Below are 15,908 nucleotides of genomic sequence, written 5' to 3' on the forward strand. Positions count from 1 at the left end.
CCTGCCCTATTTCTCGCAGGTAACGACGTCGTCGCCGTGGGCAAAAGCGTCCATGGCCGCGATCGCGTCGTCAAGGGTTTCCACTTTCGCGATGACCATATCCCCGTGATCCACGCTGGTCGCTTCCGCACAGTTATCGGCCGGCGCTAAGAACAACTCCGCACCGACTTCCGCGGATTTCGCGACTTTGTGCGCAATTCCGCCGATGGGCCCCACTTTCGAATTCGGGGCAATCGTGCCGGTACCTGCAACGAATTTTCCGCTGGTGAGATCGCCCTCGCTGAGCTTGTCTATCACCGCGAGCGAGAAAATCATCCCCGCCGACGGGCCACCAACATCCTGCAAATTATAGGCAACGTCAATATCGGCATCCGGGACAGAGGTCATCGTGATACCCAGTAATGCTTCGCCTTGCGCATGCGGGTTTTCTAGCAGTTCGACGTCTGCTTCTCGTTGCTCGCCGTCACGTTCAAACTGCAGGTGAATGGTCTCGTTCGGCTTATGCCCACGGACCGCGTTTTGCACATCCTCCGGCGAATGAATCTCTTGTCCGTCCACTTTGTGGAGCACGTCACCGTCGGCAAGCTGGTCTTTTCCTGCAGAAATCTCCAACACCTGCGCGATCGCGGTGTGCGTTGGAATATCGAGATAATTCATCGCGGCAACGGTGGCGGCGGCCTCTGAAGCGCTAAACGCTGCCTGGTTTTGTTCTTGGAACTGCTCACGGTCCGTTCCCGGCGGATAAATCTTTTCGATCGGCACCAAGGTGTCATCCGAACCGATCCAACGCGCGAAAGCCTGCGCCACCGTCATGTTGGTGCGCACCGAGACCGTCGTCATATTCAAATTGCCGGCTGGGGTTTCATCCACCTCGAAGCCCGCGCCTGCTTCCACGTCGACGACCGGGGTGCCATTGACATCGCTCAGGGTGTTAAACGTCGGACCTTTGCCTTCTGCTGCATACGGAACAGCGAGCGAAATGTCGGTACCCGGAATATGGTCCATGCTCACCAAAGCCCCAAGGATGACGACGGGGATTGCACCGAGAGCTACCGAAGCCAGTCGCGGCTTGTTGTTTCCCGCAGGCTTGGCGACGGATTTCCCCGCGCCGTCATTACTGGCGTTTCCGTTGCTATCGGCGTGTGTTTTGCCAGTGGTTCCAGAACCAGTACCGTTTGGCGTGCCTTTCGGAGCGTTCACAGCGTCATTCACGTATAAGAGACTACCGTGTTCGCTGACAGCGTTGGGTTTCTGGCCATGCAAGCCAGCGAGTCCGCCGTAATGTTCTGTAGGTTGGAGACATGACTAACGGATTCGGATTTTCCTTTCCCAATAGTGGCAACGGTGATGATGACGATGACCGTAACCACGGCCACGGCGGTGGCGCTGGTGGCCTCGGCGATATGTTGAACCAATTCGGCCAAATGCTGTCCGGAATGGGCTCGTCGATGAACAGCAACGACGATTCTCCCGTTAATTACGACATGGCTAAGCGCATCGCCGGCCAGCAGATTAAGTCTGCAACAAAAATTTCTACACAAGATAGCTCTGCCGTGGAAGAATCCACTCGTTTGGCGGAGTTGTGGCTTGACGACGCAACGGACTTGCCGACGGCAGAAAACCGCGTGGCTGCGTGGAATGCAGAAGACTGGCTGCAGCACACCATGCCAATGTGGAAGCGTTTCGTGAACCCAGTTGCCAAGCACATGAATGAAGCGCAGTTGGATTCGTTGCCGGAAGAAGCCCGGCAAATGATGGGCCCAATGTCGAATATGATGAGTCAGCTATCGGGTATGAACTTCGGTATGCAGCTGGGCCACGCCCTGGGGGATCTGGCACAGCAGGCACTGACCGGTTCGGATTTCGGCTTGCCGGTTGCCCCCGCTGGCACCACGGCGATTTTGCCGCACAATATTCAATCCATTGCGCGTGACCTCAACGTCAAAGGGCAAGAGGTGCTGGTTTATATTGCCGCACGTGAAGTCGCCCGTCAGCGTCTGTTCAAGCATGTGCCGTGGTTGAGTGAGCGCTTGGTCTCCTCGGTGGAGGAATACGCGGTGGGACTGGTCGTTGATACCAGCCACATCGAAGAAGCCGCACGGGATTTGAACCTGGAATCTGGCGACCCGCAAGCGATCCAGGATGCCATGCAAAATCTGCAGGGCATGGACTTGTCTCCACGGATCACCTCACGCAATACCGCCGCCGTCGCACGCTTGGAAACACTACTCGCACTCATCGAAGGCTGGGTGGAGTTCGTCGTCGACGAGGCGTTGCAGGATCGCATCCCAGCAACGAAGGCTTTGACAGAAGCTTGGCGACGTCGTCGTGCCTCGGGTGGATCCGCCGAGCAAGCTTTCGAGAAAGTCGTTGGCATTGAGCTCGGTGCCCCACGGGTTACAGATGCCGCCGAGCTGTGGCGTCGTTCCACCGTCGCGGTCGGGGTTGAACGCCGCGACCAGGTGTGGGAGCACCCAGACTTCTTGCCGCAACCAGAGCACCTGGATAATCCTGCCGCCTTCATCGACGGCTTGCTAGACGAAAGTGGCGACGAGGAATTCGAGGCAGAATTCGCGAAACTTGAAGAGATGTTGCGCGATGAAGCCTCCGACGAATCTGGCGACTCGGAAAGCGCAAACAACTCCGGCGAATCTGGCTCAGATGAGTCAGACTCCGGCGAGTCAGACAGCTCCAACAACTAACGCCAAAGCCGTGCACTTTGCATAATTCTTGGGGGGGGGATTTGCATGGCAGAAAGTACACACCGGTTTTGTTTTGCTCCTGGTGTGCGCACCATTCAACGCGATGAGGGCTGCGTGCAATTCGGTGCGGATGCGACCCGCGTCGGGATCATCGAAACCGCACAGCCCGATACGCTAGCTTCGGCACTGAATAAACTTCCGCGCGTTTTTTCGCGCGCGGATTTTTCTGCCGCCACCAAACCTGCCGGGTTGCTACGTTCAGCGGCGCACAGTCTGTTCGATGATCTTCTCGCCTACGGCATCGTTCGCTCTGCAGCGCCCAACCCAGTGATTGTTTTGGGTGCCAGCCCGCTGGCCACGATGCTGCGTAATGCGCTAGCGGAGTCGAACTTCGTGGTGCGCTCGCCCCTGCCAGGGGAACCAGAAGAAACATATCTGGGCATGCAAAATGTCTACGACCAGAATATCCCTGTGGTGGTCGTCGACCGGCTCGCGCAAGCAACGACAATGGCGCCCATGTTGCTCTCACTAGCACGTACGTGGGTTCCGGTCTCTCTGGTGGATGCCACCGGCATCATCGGTCCAGTGCATGTCGATGGTCTCGGTCCATGCCCGTTATGCGCAGAACTGCATCGCACTGACCGCGATCCCACCTGGCATGCGGCAGCACAAGGGATTAGCCGCGAACAACCTACAACTGGCCACCACTTCCCCACCGCTGCCGCCCATGCGACAATCGCGCACGTCATCGTGACCTTGGAAAGCTTGTGTGGGCTCAGCCCACCACCGGGAGCACCGCCGCACCGGGTGCATCCCGGGCAGTTTTCTGAACTAGACCCGTATGCTCGTCCGCAACACCGGGTGGTGGATAACCACCCGCGTTGCCCGGAATGTTTTATGCATACTGGCGGACAATATCCAATAAATCCTGGCCAAACAGCTGGGCTTTCTTTCGGCCAATTCCGCTGATCGCATACAGTTCATCTACTGTCTGCGGCAGTGCTTCGCTGACCGCCTGCAGCGTCGCATCAGAAAAAATGATGTAGGCAGGCACTTGTTCTTCGCGTGCGATCCGTGCGCGCCATCCGCGCAATTGGGTGAATAATTCTTCGTTGCCAGCTGATTCGCACGTTGCATGGCGGCCAAGAACCTTATCGCCGGGGGTGTGTAGCGCTTGTTTGCACACCCGGCATTTTTTCGTTTTGCGCACCCGCGCCGCAGACTTTTCGTCATTTGCTGGCGCAGCAACTATGCCGTCCAATAAGCGCGTGCGTTTGCGGTTTCCGCGCCCGCCTTCCTGTCGCGCACGAGCCCAGGACAGCGTCAAGTATTTGCGTGCACGGGTGATTCCGACATAAAACAAGCGCCGTTCTTCTTCAATCTGCTCATCGCCGGCATCAAGTGCATACCCAATCGGAAGCAAGCCATCGGTCAGCCCCACCAAAAACACGGCATCCCATTCCAGACCCTTCGCCGCGTGCAGAGTGACCAGGGTAACGCTGTTCATCGTCGGTGGTTGCTTATCTTCCGCTCGACGCCGCAGCTCTCCGAGAACAACCTCGAGAGAATCAGTACTGCGCATCTGCACAATTTCTTCGACCAGATTGACAAACGCCCGCAACAATTGCCAGCGCTCGCGCTCTTGTGCCCCATCTGGCTCTTGGGTAGAAAATCCCAACGGTGCCAGTGCCGCGCGAGTCACCGCGACGGGATCCGGCGGCAAGTCGCGGGTCAGGTGTGCACGGACAAGGGTTCGCATCGCTTCGACGATGACGGGGTTGTGGAAAAAGCTCGCCCCGCCACGCACTTGATAGGCGATTCCGGCGTCTGCAAGCGCTTGTTCCAGTACCGCGGATTGGGATTTTATGCGGTAGAGCACAGCGATTTCTTTTGCCTCTACCCCCTGATCCAACAAAGTCAGAATCTGCCCGGCGATCTCGCGGGCTTCGACCGGATCTGACTCATATTCGCGAAAAACCGGCTCCGGCCCATCTTCACGCATACCTTGCAGCTCCAGGCGCGTCCCGGCGATGCGCCCTTTCGCTTGCCCGATGACCTGGTTCGCAAGCTGGGTAACCTGCGGGCTGGATCGGTAGTCGCGCTGCAGCTTGACGACGTGTGCGTTGGCAAAATGCCGCGGAAAATCCAGCAGGTATTGCGGGGTCGCACCGGTGAATGAATAAATCGTCTGATTCGCATCGCCAACCACGGTGAGGTCATCGCGGTCACCCAGCCAACCTTCCAACACACGTTGTTGCAGCGGGGTAATGTCCTGATACTCATCCACCACAAAGGTGCGGTAGCGTGCCCGAAACTCCTCGGCTACCGCAGGGGCGTTTTCTAATGCACCCGCGACGTGCAACAGCAGGTCGGAAAAATCCAGGTGAAAGCCTTCATCACTGGTTTTCAGCTTCTCGTAGCGGCGATAAACCTCCGCGACCTGCTCAGCGGGAAGAGGCGGTGTGCGATCGATGCTGTCGACGTAGGCGGCATAACCATCTGCACCGAGCAGGCTCGATTTCGCCCATTCGATTTCGGTCAGCAGGTCATAGATGGTGTCTTTGCTGGGGCTAGTGCTAACAGAACGGGCTGCCCGGGCCACCACTGCGAACGGATTATCAAGGATTTTCCATTTCAGATCGCCCGCAATTTGCGGCCAGAAATACCGTAGCTGCCGTCGTGCGGCAGCGTGGAATGTCGTGGCTTGCACCCCGTCGATATTCATTTTGGCCAATCGGTCGCGCATCTCACCAGCTGCACGGGTGGTATAGGTCAACGCGAGCACACTGTTGTTGTTGGCAAAACCGTGGTCGATCAGATGTGCAATGCGGTAGATAATGGTGCGGGTTTTACCGGTTCCTGCACCAGCGATAATCGCGACCGGGCCGCGTGGAGCCGAGGCTGCGGCGCGTTGGTCGTCGTCAAGATCATCCAGATTGACCATGGTCTGTGCCTCTCACTTCCCCTGTCGTTGCAATCGCGCACTTGTGTCGGTCGTTGCCCGTGCTGGACTAGTTAGCGGAATCGTCTAGGTCACGTTGCTCGTCGACATGGCGACCGTGACAATCCCACGTGTGATCAACTAAGTCTTTGTCTTTGTTTTTGTTTCTGCTCTCTCTACTTTTGTAGTCGCGCTCGAGCTTGGCTTTTGTTGCAGAAGCATTTGGTGGTTGCTTGTCATAGTTCTTTTTGCGCTCGGATTCATCGCTTTTCCGGATATACAGCAAGCGATCCTGCGCGCGCAGCTCCAGAGTTTCGTCGGTATCGACGCGGTAGATGCGATCATTGCGGATCACGCTGAGCACAATGTCTGACAGGTGGCGCGGGTTGGCACCGACCTCGTAGCCTGCCACTGGGCGTTCGGCAATAAAAAAGCCTGCCGACGGGGAAAGCAGATCATCCATCATCCGTACCACCGACGGCGTGGACGTCGACAAGCCCAGCAAGCGACCCGCGGTCTCCGACGAGACCACCGTAGAATTCGCCCCGGATTGCAGCAGCAGGTGCCGGTTTTCAATTTCACGCACAGCCGCGGAAATCTTGGCTTTTTTGTTCATCTCGCGTGCCGACAGCGTGGCCAACACGTTGGTGTCGTCGCTGTTCGTGGCCACCACAACGTTTTTTGCACGCTCAATGCCGGCGATTTTTAGCACATCCGATTTGGTGCCAGAGCCCTGCACGGTGACGATGTCTTGGACTTCTGCCACACGTAGGCACGCGCGGTCAGGATCGACGACGACAATGTTGCGTACGTCGGTGCCGTCGTCAAGCAACGTTTGCATTGCAGATTGGCCTTTGGTGCCGAAACCGATGATGATTGTGTGATCGTGCACGTGTTTTCTCCATTGTTGAATCTGGAAGGTTTTGCGCGAACGCTCAGTCAGCACCGACAGGGTCGTGCCGACGAGCAGGATCAGGAATGCCAAGCGCGCTGGCGTGACCAGGATGATATTGGCAAGTCTCGCCCCGGTGGTTACCGGGACGATGTCGCCGTATCCGGTGGTGGTCAGCGAAATCGTTGAATAGTACAACGCGTCAATGAAGTTGAGCTCTTCGTTGTAACCGTCTTGGCTAATGTAGACGACTCCTGCGATGGCGAACACGATGCCGGTTGCTATCAGGAATCGCCGCAAGATGAGAAAAAATGGGTGCGAACGCATCGCCTCGGGGATGTGGATGACATCCTCCAAGGCATGGTTCGGCAACGAAGTCAGCTCAAAACGCCGGAGCTTCGCCTTAATTTTTCCGCGCATTACTGTGTTCTAGGTTCCTTCGGTCTCATCGAAGCCAGCGCGAGCGTTCGGCAGGTGCGCGTTGGGTCTGCTTTCTGCGGCATCTTCTCGTTCGAGCATGCTGGAAAGTTCACCGGCATCCGGCAACTGCGTTGGTTCGAATGTGTAATTATCCATGATGTAGTGGAAGGCTGCACGCACCGGTTTGTTCGTGCCGCTGATTCTCTGCCATGCTTCACGATAGACCGCCAACTGAATTATTGCCGAACGCATCTGCTCACCCTGCGGTGGCCTGCCGGTTTTCCAGTCGATCACCATCCAATGTTCGCCCATGTCGAAAACGGCATCCATGCGCCCTCGCACCACCGAACTGCCCAGGCTGTATTCAAACCCTTGCTCTATATTGGTGGGGGTTTTCTCCGCCCAGTCGCTAGCCAAGAAAGCTTCTTTGAGCTTGTCAAAGTCTGCTTCTTCGGTTTCGTCATTGCCGGGCAGCTCGGATTCGTCGAGGATAGCGTTGGCCCCATAGCGATCTTCAATCCACTGGTGAAATGCCGTACCACGCTTGGCATAAGCATTCGGCTTAAACGGAACCGGGCGCCGTTGGCGACGGGCGAATTGCGTGGGGTTATCGCGGAGCGCCACCAATTCCGAAGCGGTGAGTTCACCGGGGATTTCGACGTCGATAACCGGTGCTGACAGCGCGCGGTGTTCTTCGATCAGCGCGGTAGTTTCGCGCTCCCACAACGAGAATAATTCACCGCCCACCGGGGCGATCTCGTCTTCGGTATCGAGCGTGCGCACCGCTTCGCGGACAAGCTCTGCACCACGTTGGACCTCTGGCCGTGGGGTAACCGATGGGAATTGGGCGGTAGCGTCTGTGGCCGTGTCAGTGGCCGTGTCAGTGGCCGTGTCGGGGTTAGCGCCACTTTCGGTGGCAGCGGCACTTTCGGCGGCGATGGAACTTTCAGCGGCAGCGTCGTCGAGTTGCCAGTGCACGATGTTCACTGCCCCACCTTGTTCGTTTTCACCATCCTCAGTGGCCCGACGATAGATTTCGGCGAAGTGCTCATAGGGGTCTTTTTCCGAGCCAGTGATCACCAATTCATCTTCAGCACGTGTCAGCGCAACATAAAATAACCGTGCGCTTTCTTCCGCATCCACTTGTTTTTGCGCAGCGATAAATGCTGTTCCGTTTTCTTCGAATTCTTTGCGGTCCTCGGCAGCAAAAAGTTCGCTCCACTCGTGATGCGGAGGGCGTGCGGCATCGGTCAAGAATGTGCGGGTCTGTGGCTTATAGGTACTGGTATCGGCATGAGCGACATAGACGGTGGAAAATTCCAAGCCTTTTGCCTTGTGTGCCGTCATGATTTGCACCCGGTCACTGGAACGCGGGGTCTCGCCTGGGCTCAAAGCATCTTCGTGTTCCCGGGCTAAGGCAGCATAGTCGAGCCAGGCTGCGAGTGGTTCACCATCAAATTCTGCGATGGCTTCGAGTGCTTTATCAAGGTGCACTGCCCCGACACGTCGCTGCGTTAATACCTCGGTGCGCAAGTGGAAAGTTTCAATGATATCGGCAAAGAGATCACTGAGTGGTTTGCCCAAACAATAGGTGCGCAAGTAACGCAGTTTCGATGCTAGCTCTGTAATGCGTTGTAAACCTTGCTCGGTATAGCGTTCGGTTTCGCCAAGATCGGCAATAGCATCTGTGATTCCGACTGTCTGCTCAGCTTCTTCTTCCACGGCAGCAGCCAGCTGCTGTTCCAGAATGTCTTCTGGCAGCCTCGGTTCGCCATCGCTGCCACTGTGACCGTCGGCGTTTGCGGCTGTGGCATCTGTTTCTGCACTCTCATTTTCTCGGTGCCGCAGGCGGCCAGCAAGGTTTTTGGCTCGAGCGGCCAAGGCCTTGATATCCACCATGCCCAGGCCAACCGCGGGACCAGAGATCACCCGTAGCGCAGCCGACATGTCTTCTGGACGAATCAACATGGTCGCAATAGCCATCATGTCGGCGACTTCCGGGATTTCCAATAGCCCGCCCAAGCCGACGACTTCATACGGCACCCCGAATTGTTCAAGCGTGTCAGCAACCACCCGGGATTGTTTATTCTTGCGCACAAGCACCGCGGCACTAAATTTCTTATCCGGGTTGTTTTCGCGCTGTTGCAGGTACGTGCGGTATTTCTCCTGCAAACTTTCTGCTATCCAGGTGATTTCTTCTTCCACGCTAGGCCAGTAGCCAAAGCTGACGATGCCGGCTCCGGCCCCGGCGCGGGCTTCGAGAGCTGCGACGGGGCGATCATCACCACGGCCCAATACTGCATCGGACACCGAATTGGCGATATCCAGCACTGTCGATGGGTTCCGCCACGATGTCGTCAGTTCCTTCGTCGGTGCGGGCGCAGTGGCAAGAACAGCCGCTTCCCGATCGGCCGCAGCGTCTCCTCGGTTACCGGCATCCCCGACAGTGCCGGTTCCTGCATCGTCAGTGTCTGCAGTTCCGGTGTCTGCAGTTCCGGTTGCGACAGGAAAATCTTCGTTAAACATCGCCAAGTTTTCGGCAGTGGCACCGCGCCAGCCATAAATCGCTTGCATGGGATCGCCGACAGCAGTAACCGTCAAGCCTTCGTGCGGGGTGTTTCCGAACAGATTGCGCAACAAAACGCGCTGCGCATGCGAGGTATCTTGATATTCGTCCAACATGACGACTTTGGTGTGACGACGCTGCGAGGCCCCGACTGCCGGGTGTGCGCGAGCCAATTGGGCAGCGGCAGACATTTGTTGGGTAAACGTGACCGCGTTGCGTTCCCGTAATTCTTGTTCTAATCGTTCGATCAGCGCAAGATAATCCACCCGCACCTGTTGCCGATCAACCCACCCTTGGACAGTGCTGTTGAGGTTTTTGCGTTGCCGAGGTGCGCGCGGCAGATATTCGACTTCAGCGAAAGCGCGGGCGCATTCGTGGAAGTCGTCGGCAAAACTGAGGTTGCTGGCCATCCGGTCAAACAATGCGAGAAGCTCTTCGACGATGCTGGATTCTTTCTTCTCGGTATCCAGCGTTCCTTCGAATTCGCGCACCACCGATTGCGCAATCGAGACCAGATGCGCTTTGGTAATCAGCCGTGCGGTAGGTTCTACCGGCAACAACAGACCATATTCACGTACAAGATCACCGGCATAAGAGTCATACGTCGACACGCGCGGCGCGATCGTTTCTAGATTCGCACGCAGCTTCCCATCGGGATCGACTTCCGGTAGTCGAGGCGAATCGCGCAGAACCTGCAAACGATCGCGGATGCGCTTGGCTAGCTCCTGTGAGGCTTTGCGCGTAAAGGTCAACCCGAGGACTTCCTCGGGCAGCGCATAACCATTCGCTACCAACCACACCACGCGAGCAGCCATGGTTTCGGTTTTTCCTGCTCCGGCTCCAGCAACCACTAAAAGCGGGCCGGGTTTGGCGCCGATGATGGCGGCTTGTTGCTCAGTTGGGGCAAAGCGTTGCCCCAGAATCTCCGAGAGAAATTCTGGGCTGATATCCCCGGTAACGCCATTATCGCCGCCGCCTGCGGATGCGTGTTGTTGTTTGTGCTTTGCAGTCTGTGTGCGCGCCTGCTTGTGTGTCGTCGCACTATCTGTCTGCTTAGACATGGGTGATCACATCCCCTTCTGCTTGTGCCGGGCACACCGGGCGCAGCGAGCAATACTCGCAATAATCTCCCGGGCGCGCAGTAACCGTCGATCCTGATAGCTCGGCGATCAGCGGTGGGAGCTGGTGGTGAAATTCTGCAAGTTGTTCTGGCTCCAGCCGTGCTTGTTCGCGCGTGCCTGCGGCATTTTTTCTGCCCATGGGATAAAGCAGCATGGCCATCCCGATCTCAACGCCGTCGCCGGTGACGATTCGAACTTCTTGTTGCCGGTCTGTCACCACTTTTCCTTTGCTCAGGGCGAGTTGGTAGGCGCTAAGCTGTGGGTTCTGCGCGGTGTCGGCTTGGCTCGGCATCTGCGACGACGAAGACGTCTTCAAGTCGACGATGACGTAATTGCCACCGGCATCTTGTTCTAGCCTGTCGATCCTGCCGACGAGACTCACCCCGGGTGCAATCTCGACGAAAATGTCGATTTCGCTGCCGACATAATCCAGCGCTTCGCGGGTGCTGTGAATCCAGTCTTTGCTTCGCGTCAGTAGCTCGCGGAATTGTTCCTGGCTGAAGGCTTGGCGCCACGCTGGGCCATGGTAGGTCGCACGGAAGGCTTCTTCAGTCTTCATCTGCGCCCATTCCGGATCAGCCCCGCGGCCAAGTGCTTCAAAATAGGCGTGCACCAGCGTGCCTTGGCGCATGGCATCCGTGGTAGTGGAATCGCCGAGCTTTTCGACGATTTCACGCATCGGACAATTCAGCAGCCCCTCGATACGCGACGGCGACAGGCGAACCCGGTCTGGTGTCGCGACCTCGCCGGCGACGGTTTCGGTATTAGCCCACCATTGCGCAGGGTCTGCTCCAGGAACTCCGGCGGCTGCTAATCGTGCTAATTGGCGCGCGGCTTGCTGGGTTTCTTGCTCGCCGGACTCTGGATCACAGACGACTCTGCGTAGCTCAGCGATCACGGATGCTGTCGATAACAACCGCGGCACCGTGACCGATTCTGCAGTTGCCGATATATCCCCCGTTTCTAGACCAGCGCTATCGCTGATTGCTTGCGCAGCCTGCCGTAACGCGTCGTCACGATCGTGCACTGTGGCGGCCGAAACAATCTGTTCAGGCTCCAAGGAATATTTAGTGCACCAGGCAAGAAAAAACCGGGATGGCTCGATAATTTCATCCGCGTGCGGGGCATGGACCGCGGTGACCAGTTGGAGTGAGCGAGCCCGGCTGGTCGCCACCCGAAACAGGCGCCGTTCTTCGCCCAGACGGTCTGCGGCGTGGGAGACGTAATCATCCGGCGCGATGCCGGAATCGAGATAATCGACCAAGTCTTCCTGGCCGAACAGCGAGCCAGTCTCCGCGAGGTCTGGCCAGCTACCTTCCTGGACACCATTGACAATGACGGTATCCCATTCGCGACCGATCGTGCCGTGAGCACTCACGATTTCCACGGATTCTGTGCGCGAGCCACGGCGTTCCCGCACGCCAGTAGGCAGTTCTTGTTCCGTAATATGCTGCACGAACGTTTCCACAGAAGCTTCTGCACGGCGTTCGACGAAGTCTCCAGCCGCATCGAACAACGTCATTACCGCATCCAGATCACGGTCCGCCTGCGAACCGGAAGCACCACCGCGCAACGCGGTGGCAGCCAACCGGCCGGAAAGCTCAGTAGCCTCCCAGACAGCCCAGAGCACGTCTTCGACGCTTCCACCAGCAAGTGCGCTGCGTCCTGCCTGAATGACTCCACGAATCCGCACTAAGATATCGATTTCGCGGCTCGTCAGCAGTTCTGCGAAATCTGGCAGTTCTTCATCGCTATTCAGTAACTGTGCCAAGGTGTCGATGCCGCGTTGAGTGGGATCGAATCGACGCAAACCGCGAATGAGGCGGCGCAGCGTAACCGGATCTGCCCCACCGACCGGCCCGAGCACCAACTGTTCTAGCTCCGTGCGCGTGAGTTCCTGGTGCAGGGCACGAATACCCAACAAGAGATGGGCGACCACTGGCTGCTCTGCAAGCACGGTATCGGTGGGACTGATATAGACCGGCACACCGGCGGACAGAAGGGCGCGACGGATAGCCCCCATATCCGCGCTTGAGCGCACCACGACGGCGATATCTGACCAGGCCACACCATCATCGAGGTGTCGGCGTCGCACCGCATCAACGACGGCTGTGGTGTTTTGCGCCCATGATTCTGCCAATAGCGCCCGGCGTCGTGGGCTACGGTGCATATCGCGCAGCTCGAGATGGTGTTGTGCAGGTAGCTCATCAAAAAATTCGCTGCTGGCACCGCGGAAATGGAAAATTGCGTGGTCGCGGTTGCCTCCGACGACAGCGAGCTCCGCGCCATCAATGAGTGCGCGTAACAGTTTGCCGGCGGTCGGGTCCAAAAGCTGGGCATCATCCACGATCACGGTGTGCCACGGGCTCAACTCGCGGATCTCATCCAAACTGCGGGAGACTTCTGCCATGAGCTCAGCCGCAGAGAACCGGTAGGTGCCCTCTAGCTCCATCATCTGGGTATATTCCCGTAGGAACTGCGCAGCCGCGGTCCACATCGGCCGGTGGAATTGCCGCCCCAGTGTTTCGAGCCGTTGTGCGGTCACGCCGCGCTCGACTGCGCGCAATAAAAAATCGCGTAGTTGGCGTCCGAATCCGAGATACGTCAACGCTGGGCGCACATCTTCCGGCCAGTCCACCGATGCCTCGGGAGATGCACTGAGACCAGGATCCTGCTCAACAGCTGTCTCAGCAATCGGTTCTGCCTGCGTCGCTGCCACACCTTCTGCATAATCTTGTGCCTGCAAGCGCAACAATTCGCGCATCATCGCATCTTGTTCTGCGCCGCTGATCAACCGCAACGGAAGATCGCTGAGTAGACGTAGTAACCCGAAAGCGACCGAGTGCACCGAGCGCACCAACGGCCCTTGCGAGTAGTACTGCGACACTCGCTCAGAAAGCTCTCGCCGCAGCCGCGCACCCGATTCTTTCGACGGGGCAATCACGACGATCCCCGACGGATCCTGGCCTGCAGCTAGACACCGCTCCACGCGTTCAACGGTGGTATCAATCAGTAGGGAGGAAACACCGGATCCAGCTGGACCTGTTACTTTCCACAGCCCCTGCGCTGGCAGGTCTAGTGGCCATTCGCGGTGGTGTGCTTGTCGGGTGTGTGAGACCAGCCTGACGTCAGGATTCGGATGAATTTTCGTCATGCATTACAGCATGGCATATGCCCGTGACACGAGAAGGTCTTCCACCCGATTAATATGGGAACGTGTGTTCGCTTTCGCTTCGGGATGCAGGTTATTCACATGACGGCGGTATGCGACCGCCCGCAGCAACAGCTGATCCATATCGCGAATGTGGGCGAAGCGATCACAAATCGCATCGTCTACGACGCCAGCAACCAGCCCATCAACAATCGCCAGCGCACAGGTATAGCCCAGGGGACGTGGCGCGGCCGTGGGCACCAGATCCACGATCATCGGCGGCAGCGAGTAATGATAAATCGTCGAGGCCAACAAATCAGCATGCCCGACGCAGTACTGCGTGTCCGAATCCAACGCGCGGTAGGCCTCGCCGGTTTCTTGCCACGCCGCCGCTTCCGCACGCGCGAACACATCATCGCGCGCAGCCGTCGGCATGCTCACATCGCGCAACCGTTTCGCCAGGTTGAGCCCTACGAGCGCGGTTTCATCCACCCGCCGCGATAGCTCACCTTGGCTCCACGCGCTAGCCTTCCAGCCAGCCACCGTATAACGGCCATCCGTTGACAAGATCGGCCGTGCGATCCGTGCTCCATCGACGGACAACCCGGCGCGCACCTTCGCCGACCACAGCGCCGTCGGAGACGCTTGCGAGAGCACCATGTCGCCGATTTTGGAGCCATTATCCCAAGCGTGACCCAAGGAAATGGGTGGTTCAGCTGGGGTTTGAAACGCTTCGCAGACGTGATCAGGTGGCACAGGCATGGCGATTGTTAAGTCTCTTTCTCCGGTTCGTGCAGAGCATCAAGCGCGGCTCCGTCGGGAAGCGGGCGCGGATATGGCCACGGGTTCGGGCGGCACGTGTCGGGATTATCCGGGTAGACCTCTTCAGGGTTGAGCTGGAATAGCTCTGAGTTTTGCAGGCTGATGGTTTGTTGCATCATCACCGGTGCGAGGTTGCCGTCTCCAGTACAGGCTTGATGGTGGGGATAACCAATGGCGTGACCGACCTCATGGTTGATCAAATACTGCCGGTAGGCGCCCAAATCGCCCTGGAACGGTCCGGCACCACGCACCCAACGCGACTCATTAAGCAACACCGTCGAGCCACCCGTAATCGTGGTGTGGCACGAGGTTTCTAGCTCCAGGTCCACCCCACACATCTCTGCCGTTGTGGCAACAGAGGCGAGAAGAATGCGGGTGTCTGGCTCTTCTGCCGGGTGTACGTGCACGAACTTAAAAGCTGGATCGTAGGTCCACCCGCGGGGGTCTGCCAGAGTCGCATCCACCATTCGGGCGAGCGCATCATCGCCGCCATAAGGTGCGGTGTCGAGGCCATCTTCGACTTCCACGGTGTAACGAATGGTTTTTTCTCTGCCTTCGCCCACTTCTTGTCCGGGCGTGCCGACAGCGTGGAATTCTCCCGCACCATTCGCAGAATAGGTACCCCCAGGAGGCAGGTCGCGCAGCCCTAGTTCGGCGCCGGTGGCGGCGCCTGGGGCAGGGCCGTCGCCGAGTTCATTGTCACCATGATCATGCGAGCCGTGCCCGCCCTGCGAATTTCCAGCCGAACTGGCTCCACCGTGCGCGCCGGTTGTGCCGTCGCCGCCGCGGGAAACGTCGACAAGCACCGCAACTGTTAACACCAGCAGCACGGGGATTACGACCACGCGCCACCAGCCATAGCTGCGGATAAAATGCTCGACTTGGTTGTTCATCTAGCTGTGTTCAGCCGTTTCAGCTGGTTTAGGCGCCACCGAAGCCGACGACCGGCTGCTCGCTGCTGCCGACCTCAACGTAGGCAATGGCGTTGGTACGCACCAGGTATTTACGTCCTTTGGCATCGGCCAGCTCGACGACGTCGTCGGCCTTGCCCAGCACGTTTTTTACCAGTTTGACTGCCTCATCGTGGGACAACTCGGAGCTAATGACGATTTCGCGAGGAGATTCAATCAGACCAATTTTGATATTCATACGTGTGCATTCACCTTCCAAATACTCATGTCAAGCATGCGTAGTCGTTATGTCTCGTTGCCTTCAGCCATATCCTAGTCAAGTTCCGCGCCATGCACATTCTCAGTCGGCAACGCGTCAACGTGCTACGGACGAGCGCGGTCT

The 15,908-nt window shown here is 57.8% G+C and carries 10 protein-coding genes; 2 read left to right on the forward strand and 8 right to left on the reverse strand.

Annotated elements, in window-relative coordinates:
• Window positions 1–6: 6 nt before the first annotated feature.
• A complete protein-coding gene (locus tag U1140_RS03570; RefSeq protein ID WP_369846113.1) occupies window positions 7–1,212 on the reverse strand; it encodes a YlbL family protein in 1,206 nt (401 codons plus the stop codon).
• A gap of 89 nt (window positions 1,213–1,301) precedes the next feature.
• Between U1140_RS03570 and U1140_RS03575 the strand changes: the two genes are divergently transcribed.
• Entirely contained in the window at window positions 1,302–2,702 is a 1,401-nt protein-coding gene (locus tag U1140_RS03575) for a zinc-dependent metalloprotease (RefSeq protein ID WP_369846115.1), read from the forward strand.
• Between the two features lie 45 nt (window positions 2,703–2,747).
• Window positions 2,748–3,671: a hypothetical protein gene (locus U1140_RS03580; RefSeq protein ID WP_369846116.1), complete on the forward strand. Its 924-nt coding sequence runs from the start codon at window positions 2,748–2,750 to the stop codon at window positions 3,669–3,671.
• Here the strand turns inward: U1140_RS03580 and U1140_RS03585 are convergent.
• The 7 genes from U1140_RS03585 to U1140_RS03615 form a co-directional block, all read right to left on the reverse strand.
• Complete coding sequence (locus U1140_RS03585; protein ID WP_369846117.1) at window positions 3,598–5,646, reverse strand: ATP-dependent DNA helicase UvrD2; 2,049 nt, start codon at window positions 5,644–5,646, stop codon at window positions 3,598–3,600. The two genes, U1140_RS03580 and U1140_RS03585, sit on opposite strands and share 74 nt — an antisense overlap.
• Before the next feature lie 67 nt (window positions 5,647–5,713).
• Window positions 5,714–6,955: a potassium channel family protein gene (locus U1140_RS03590; RefSeq protein ID WP_369846119.1), complete on the reverse strand. Its 1,242-nt coding sequence runs from the start codon at window positions 6,953–6,955 to the stop codon at window positions 5,714–5,716.
• 9 nt (window positions 6,956–6,964) lie between these two features.
• Complete coding sequence (locus U1140_RS03595) at window positions 6,965–10,582, reverse strand: UvrD-helicase domain-containing protein (protein WP_369846121.1); 3,618 nt, start codon at window positions 10,580–10,582, stop codon at window positions 6,965–6,967.
• A complete protein-coding gene (locus tag U1140_RS03600; RefSeq protein ID WP_369846122.1) occupies window positions 10,575–13,796 on the reverse strand; it encodes a PD-(D/E)XK nuclease family protein in 3,222 nt (1,073 codons plus the stop codon). Before U1140_RS03600 ends, U1140_RS03595 begins: the two co-directional genes overlap by 8 nt.
• Before the next feature lie 3 nt (window positions 13,797–13,799).
• The gene (locus U1140_RS03605) at window positions 13,800–14,555 is read right to left on the reverse strand and encodes a hypothetical protein (protein WP_369846123.1); all 756 of its coding nucleotides are present in this window, start codon (window positions 14,553–14,555) and stop codon (window positions 13,800–13,802) included.
• Between the two features lie 8 nt (window positions 14,556–14,563).
• A complete protein-coding gene (locus tag U1140_RS03610; protein WP_369846125.1) occupies window positions 14,564–15,508 on the reverse strand; it encodes a DUF3152 domain-containing protein in 945 nt (314 codons plus the stop codon).
• A 28-nt stretch (window positions 15,509–15,536) separates the two neighbouring features.
• On the reverse strand, window positions 15,537–15,764 hold the full coding sequence (locus U1140_RS03615) for a DUF3107 domain-containing protein (protein ID WP_369846127.1): 228 nt from the start codon (window positions 15,762–15,764) through the stop codon (window positions 15,537–15,539).
• Window positions 15,765–15,908: the final 144 nt, after the last annotated feature.

Origin of the sequence: Corynebacterium drakensteinense (assembly GCF_041224285.1) — a bacterium.
In the GTDB taxonomy this organism is placed as follows: Bacteria; Actinomycetota; Actinomycetes; order Mycobacteriales; family Mycobacteriaceae; genus Corynebacterium.

Excerpts from the sequence above, each read along its gene's own strand:
- U1140_RS03585 (WP_369846117.1), bottom strand. The coding sequence starts at position 5,646 with ATGGTCAATCTGGATGATCTTGACGACGACCAACGCGCCGCAGCCTCG.
- U1140_RS03590 (WP_369846119.1), bottom strand. The coding sequence starts at position 6,955 with ATGCGCGGAAAAATTAAGGCGAAGCTCCGGCGTTTTGAGCTGACTTCG.
- U1140_RS03610 (WP_369846125.1), bottom strand. The coding sequence starts at position 15,508 with ATGAACAACCAAGTCGAGCATTTTATCCGCAGCTATGGCTGGTGGCGC.
- U1140_RS03575 (WP_369846115.1), top strand. The coding sequence starts at position 1,302 with ATGACTAACGGATTCGGATTTTCCTTTCCCAATAGTGGCAACGGTGAT.
- U1140_RS03580 (WP_369846116.1), top strand. The coding sequence starts at position 2,748 with ATGGCAGAAAGTACACACCGGTTTTGTTTTGCTCCTGGTGTGCGCACC.
- U1140_RS03595 (WP_369846121.1), bottom strand. The coding sequence starts at position 10,582 with ATGTCTAAGCAGACAGATAGTGCGACGACACACAAGCAGGCGCGCACA.
- U1140_RS03605 (WP_369846123.1), bottom strand. The coding sequence starts at position 14,555 with ATGCCTGTGCCACCTGATCACGTCTGCGAAGCGTTTCAAACCCCAGCT.
- U1140_RS03615 (WP_369846127.1), bottom strand. The coding sequence starts at position 15,764 with ATGAATATCAAAATTGGTCTGATTGAATCTCCTCGCGAAATCGTCATT.
- U1140_RS03600 (WP_369846122.1), bottom strand. The coding sequence starts at position 13,796 with ATGACGAAAATTCATCCGAATCCTGACGTCAGGCTGGTCTCACACACC.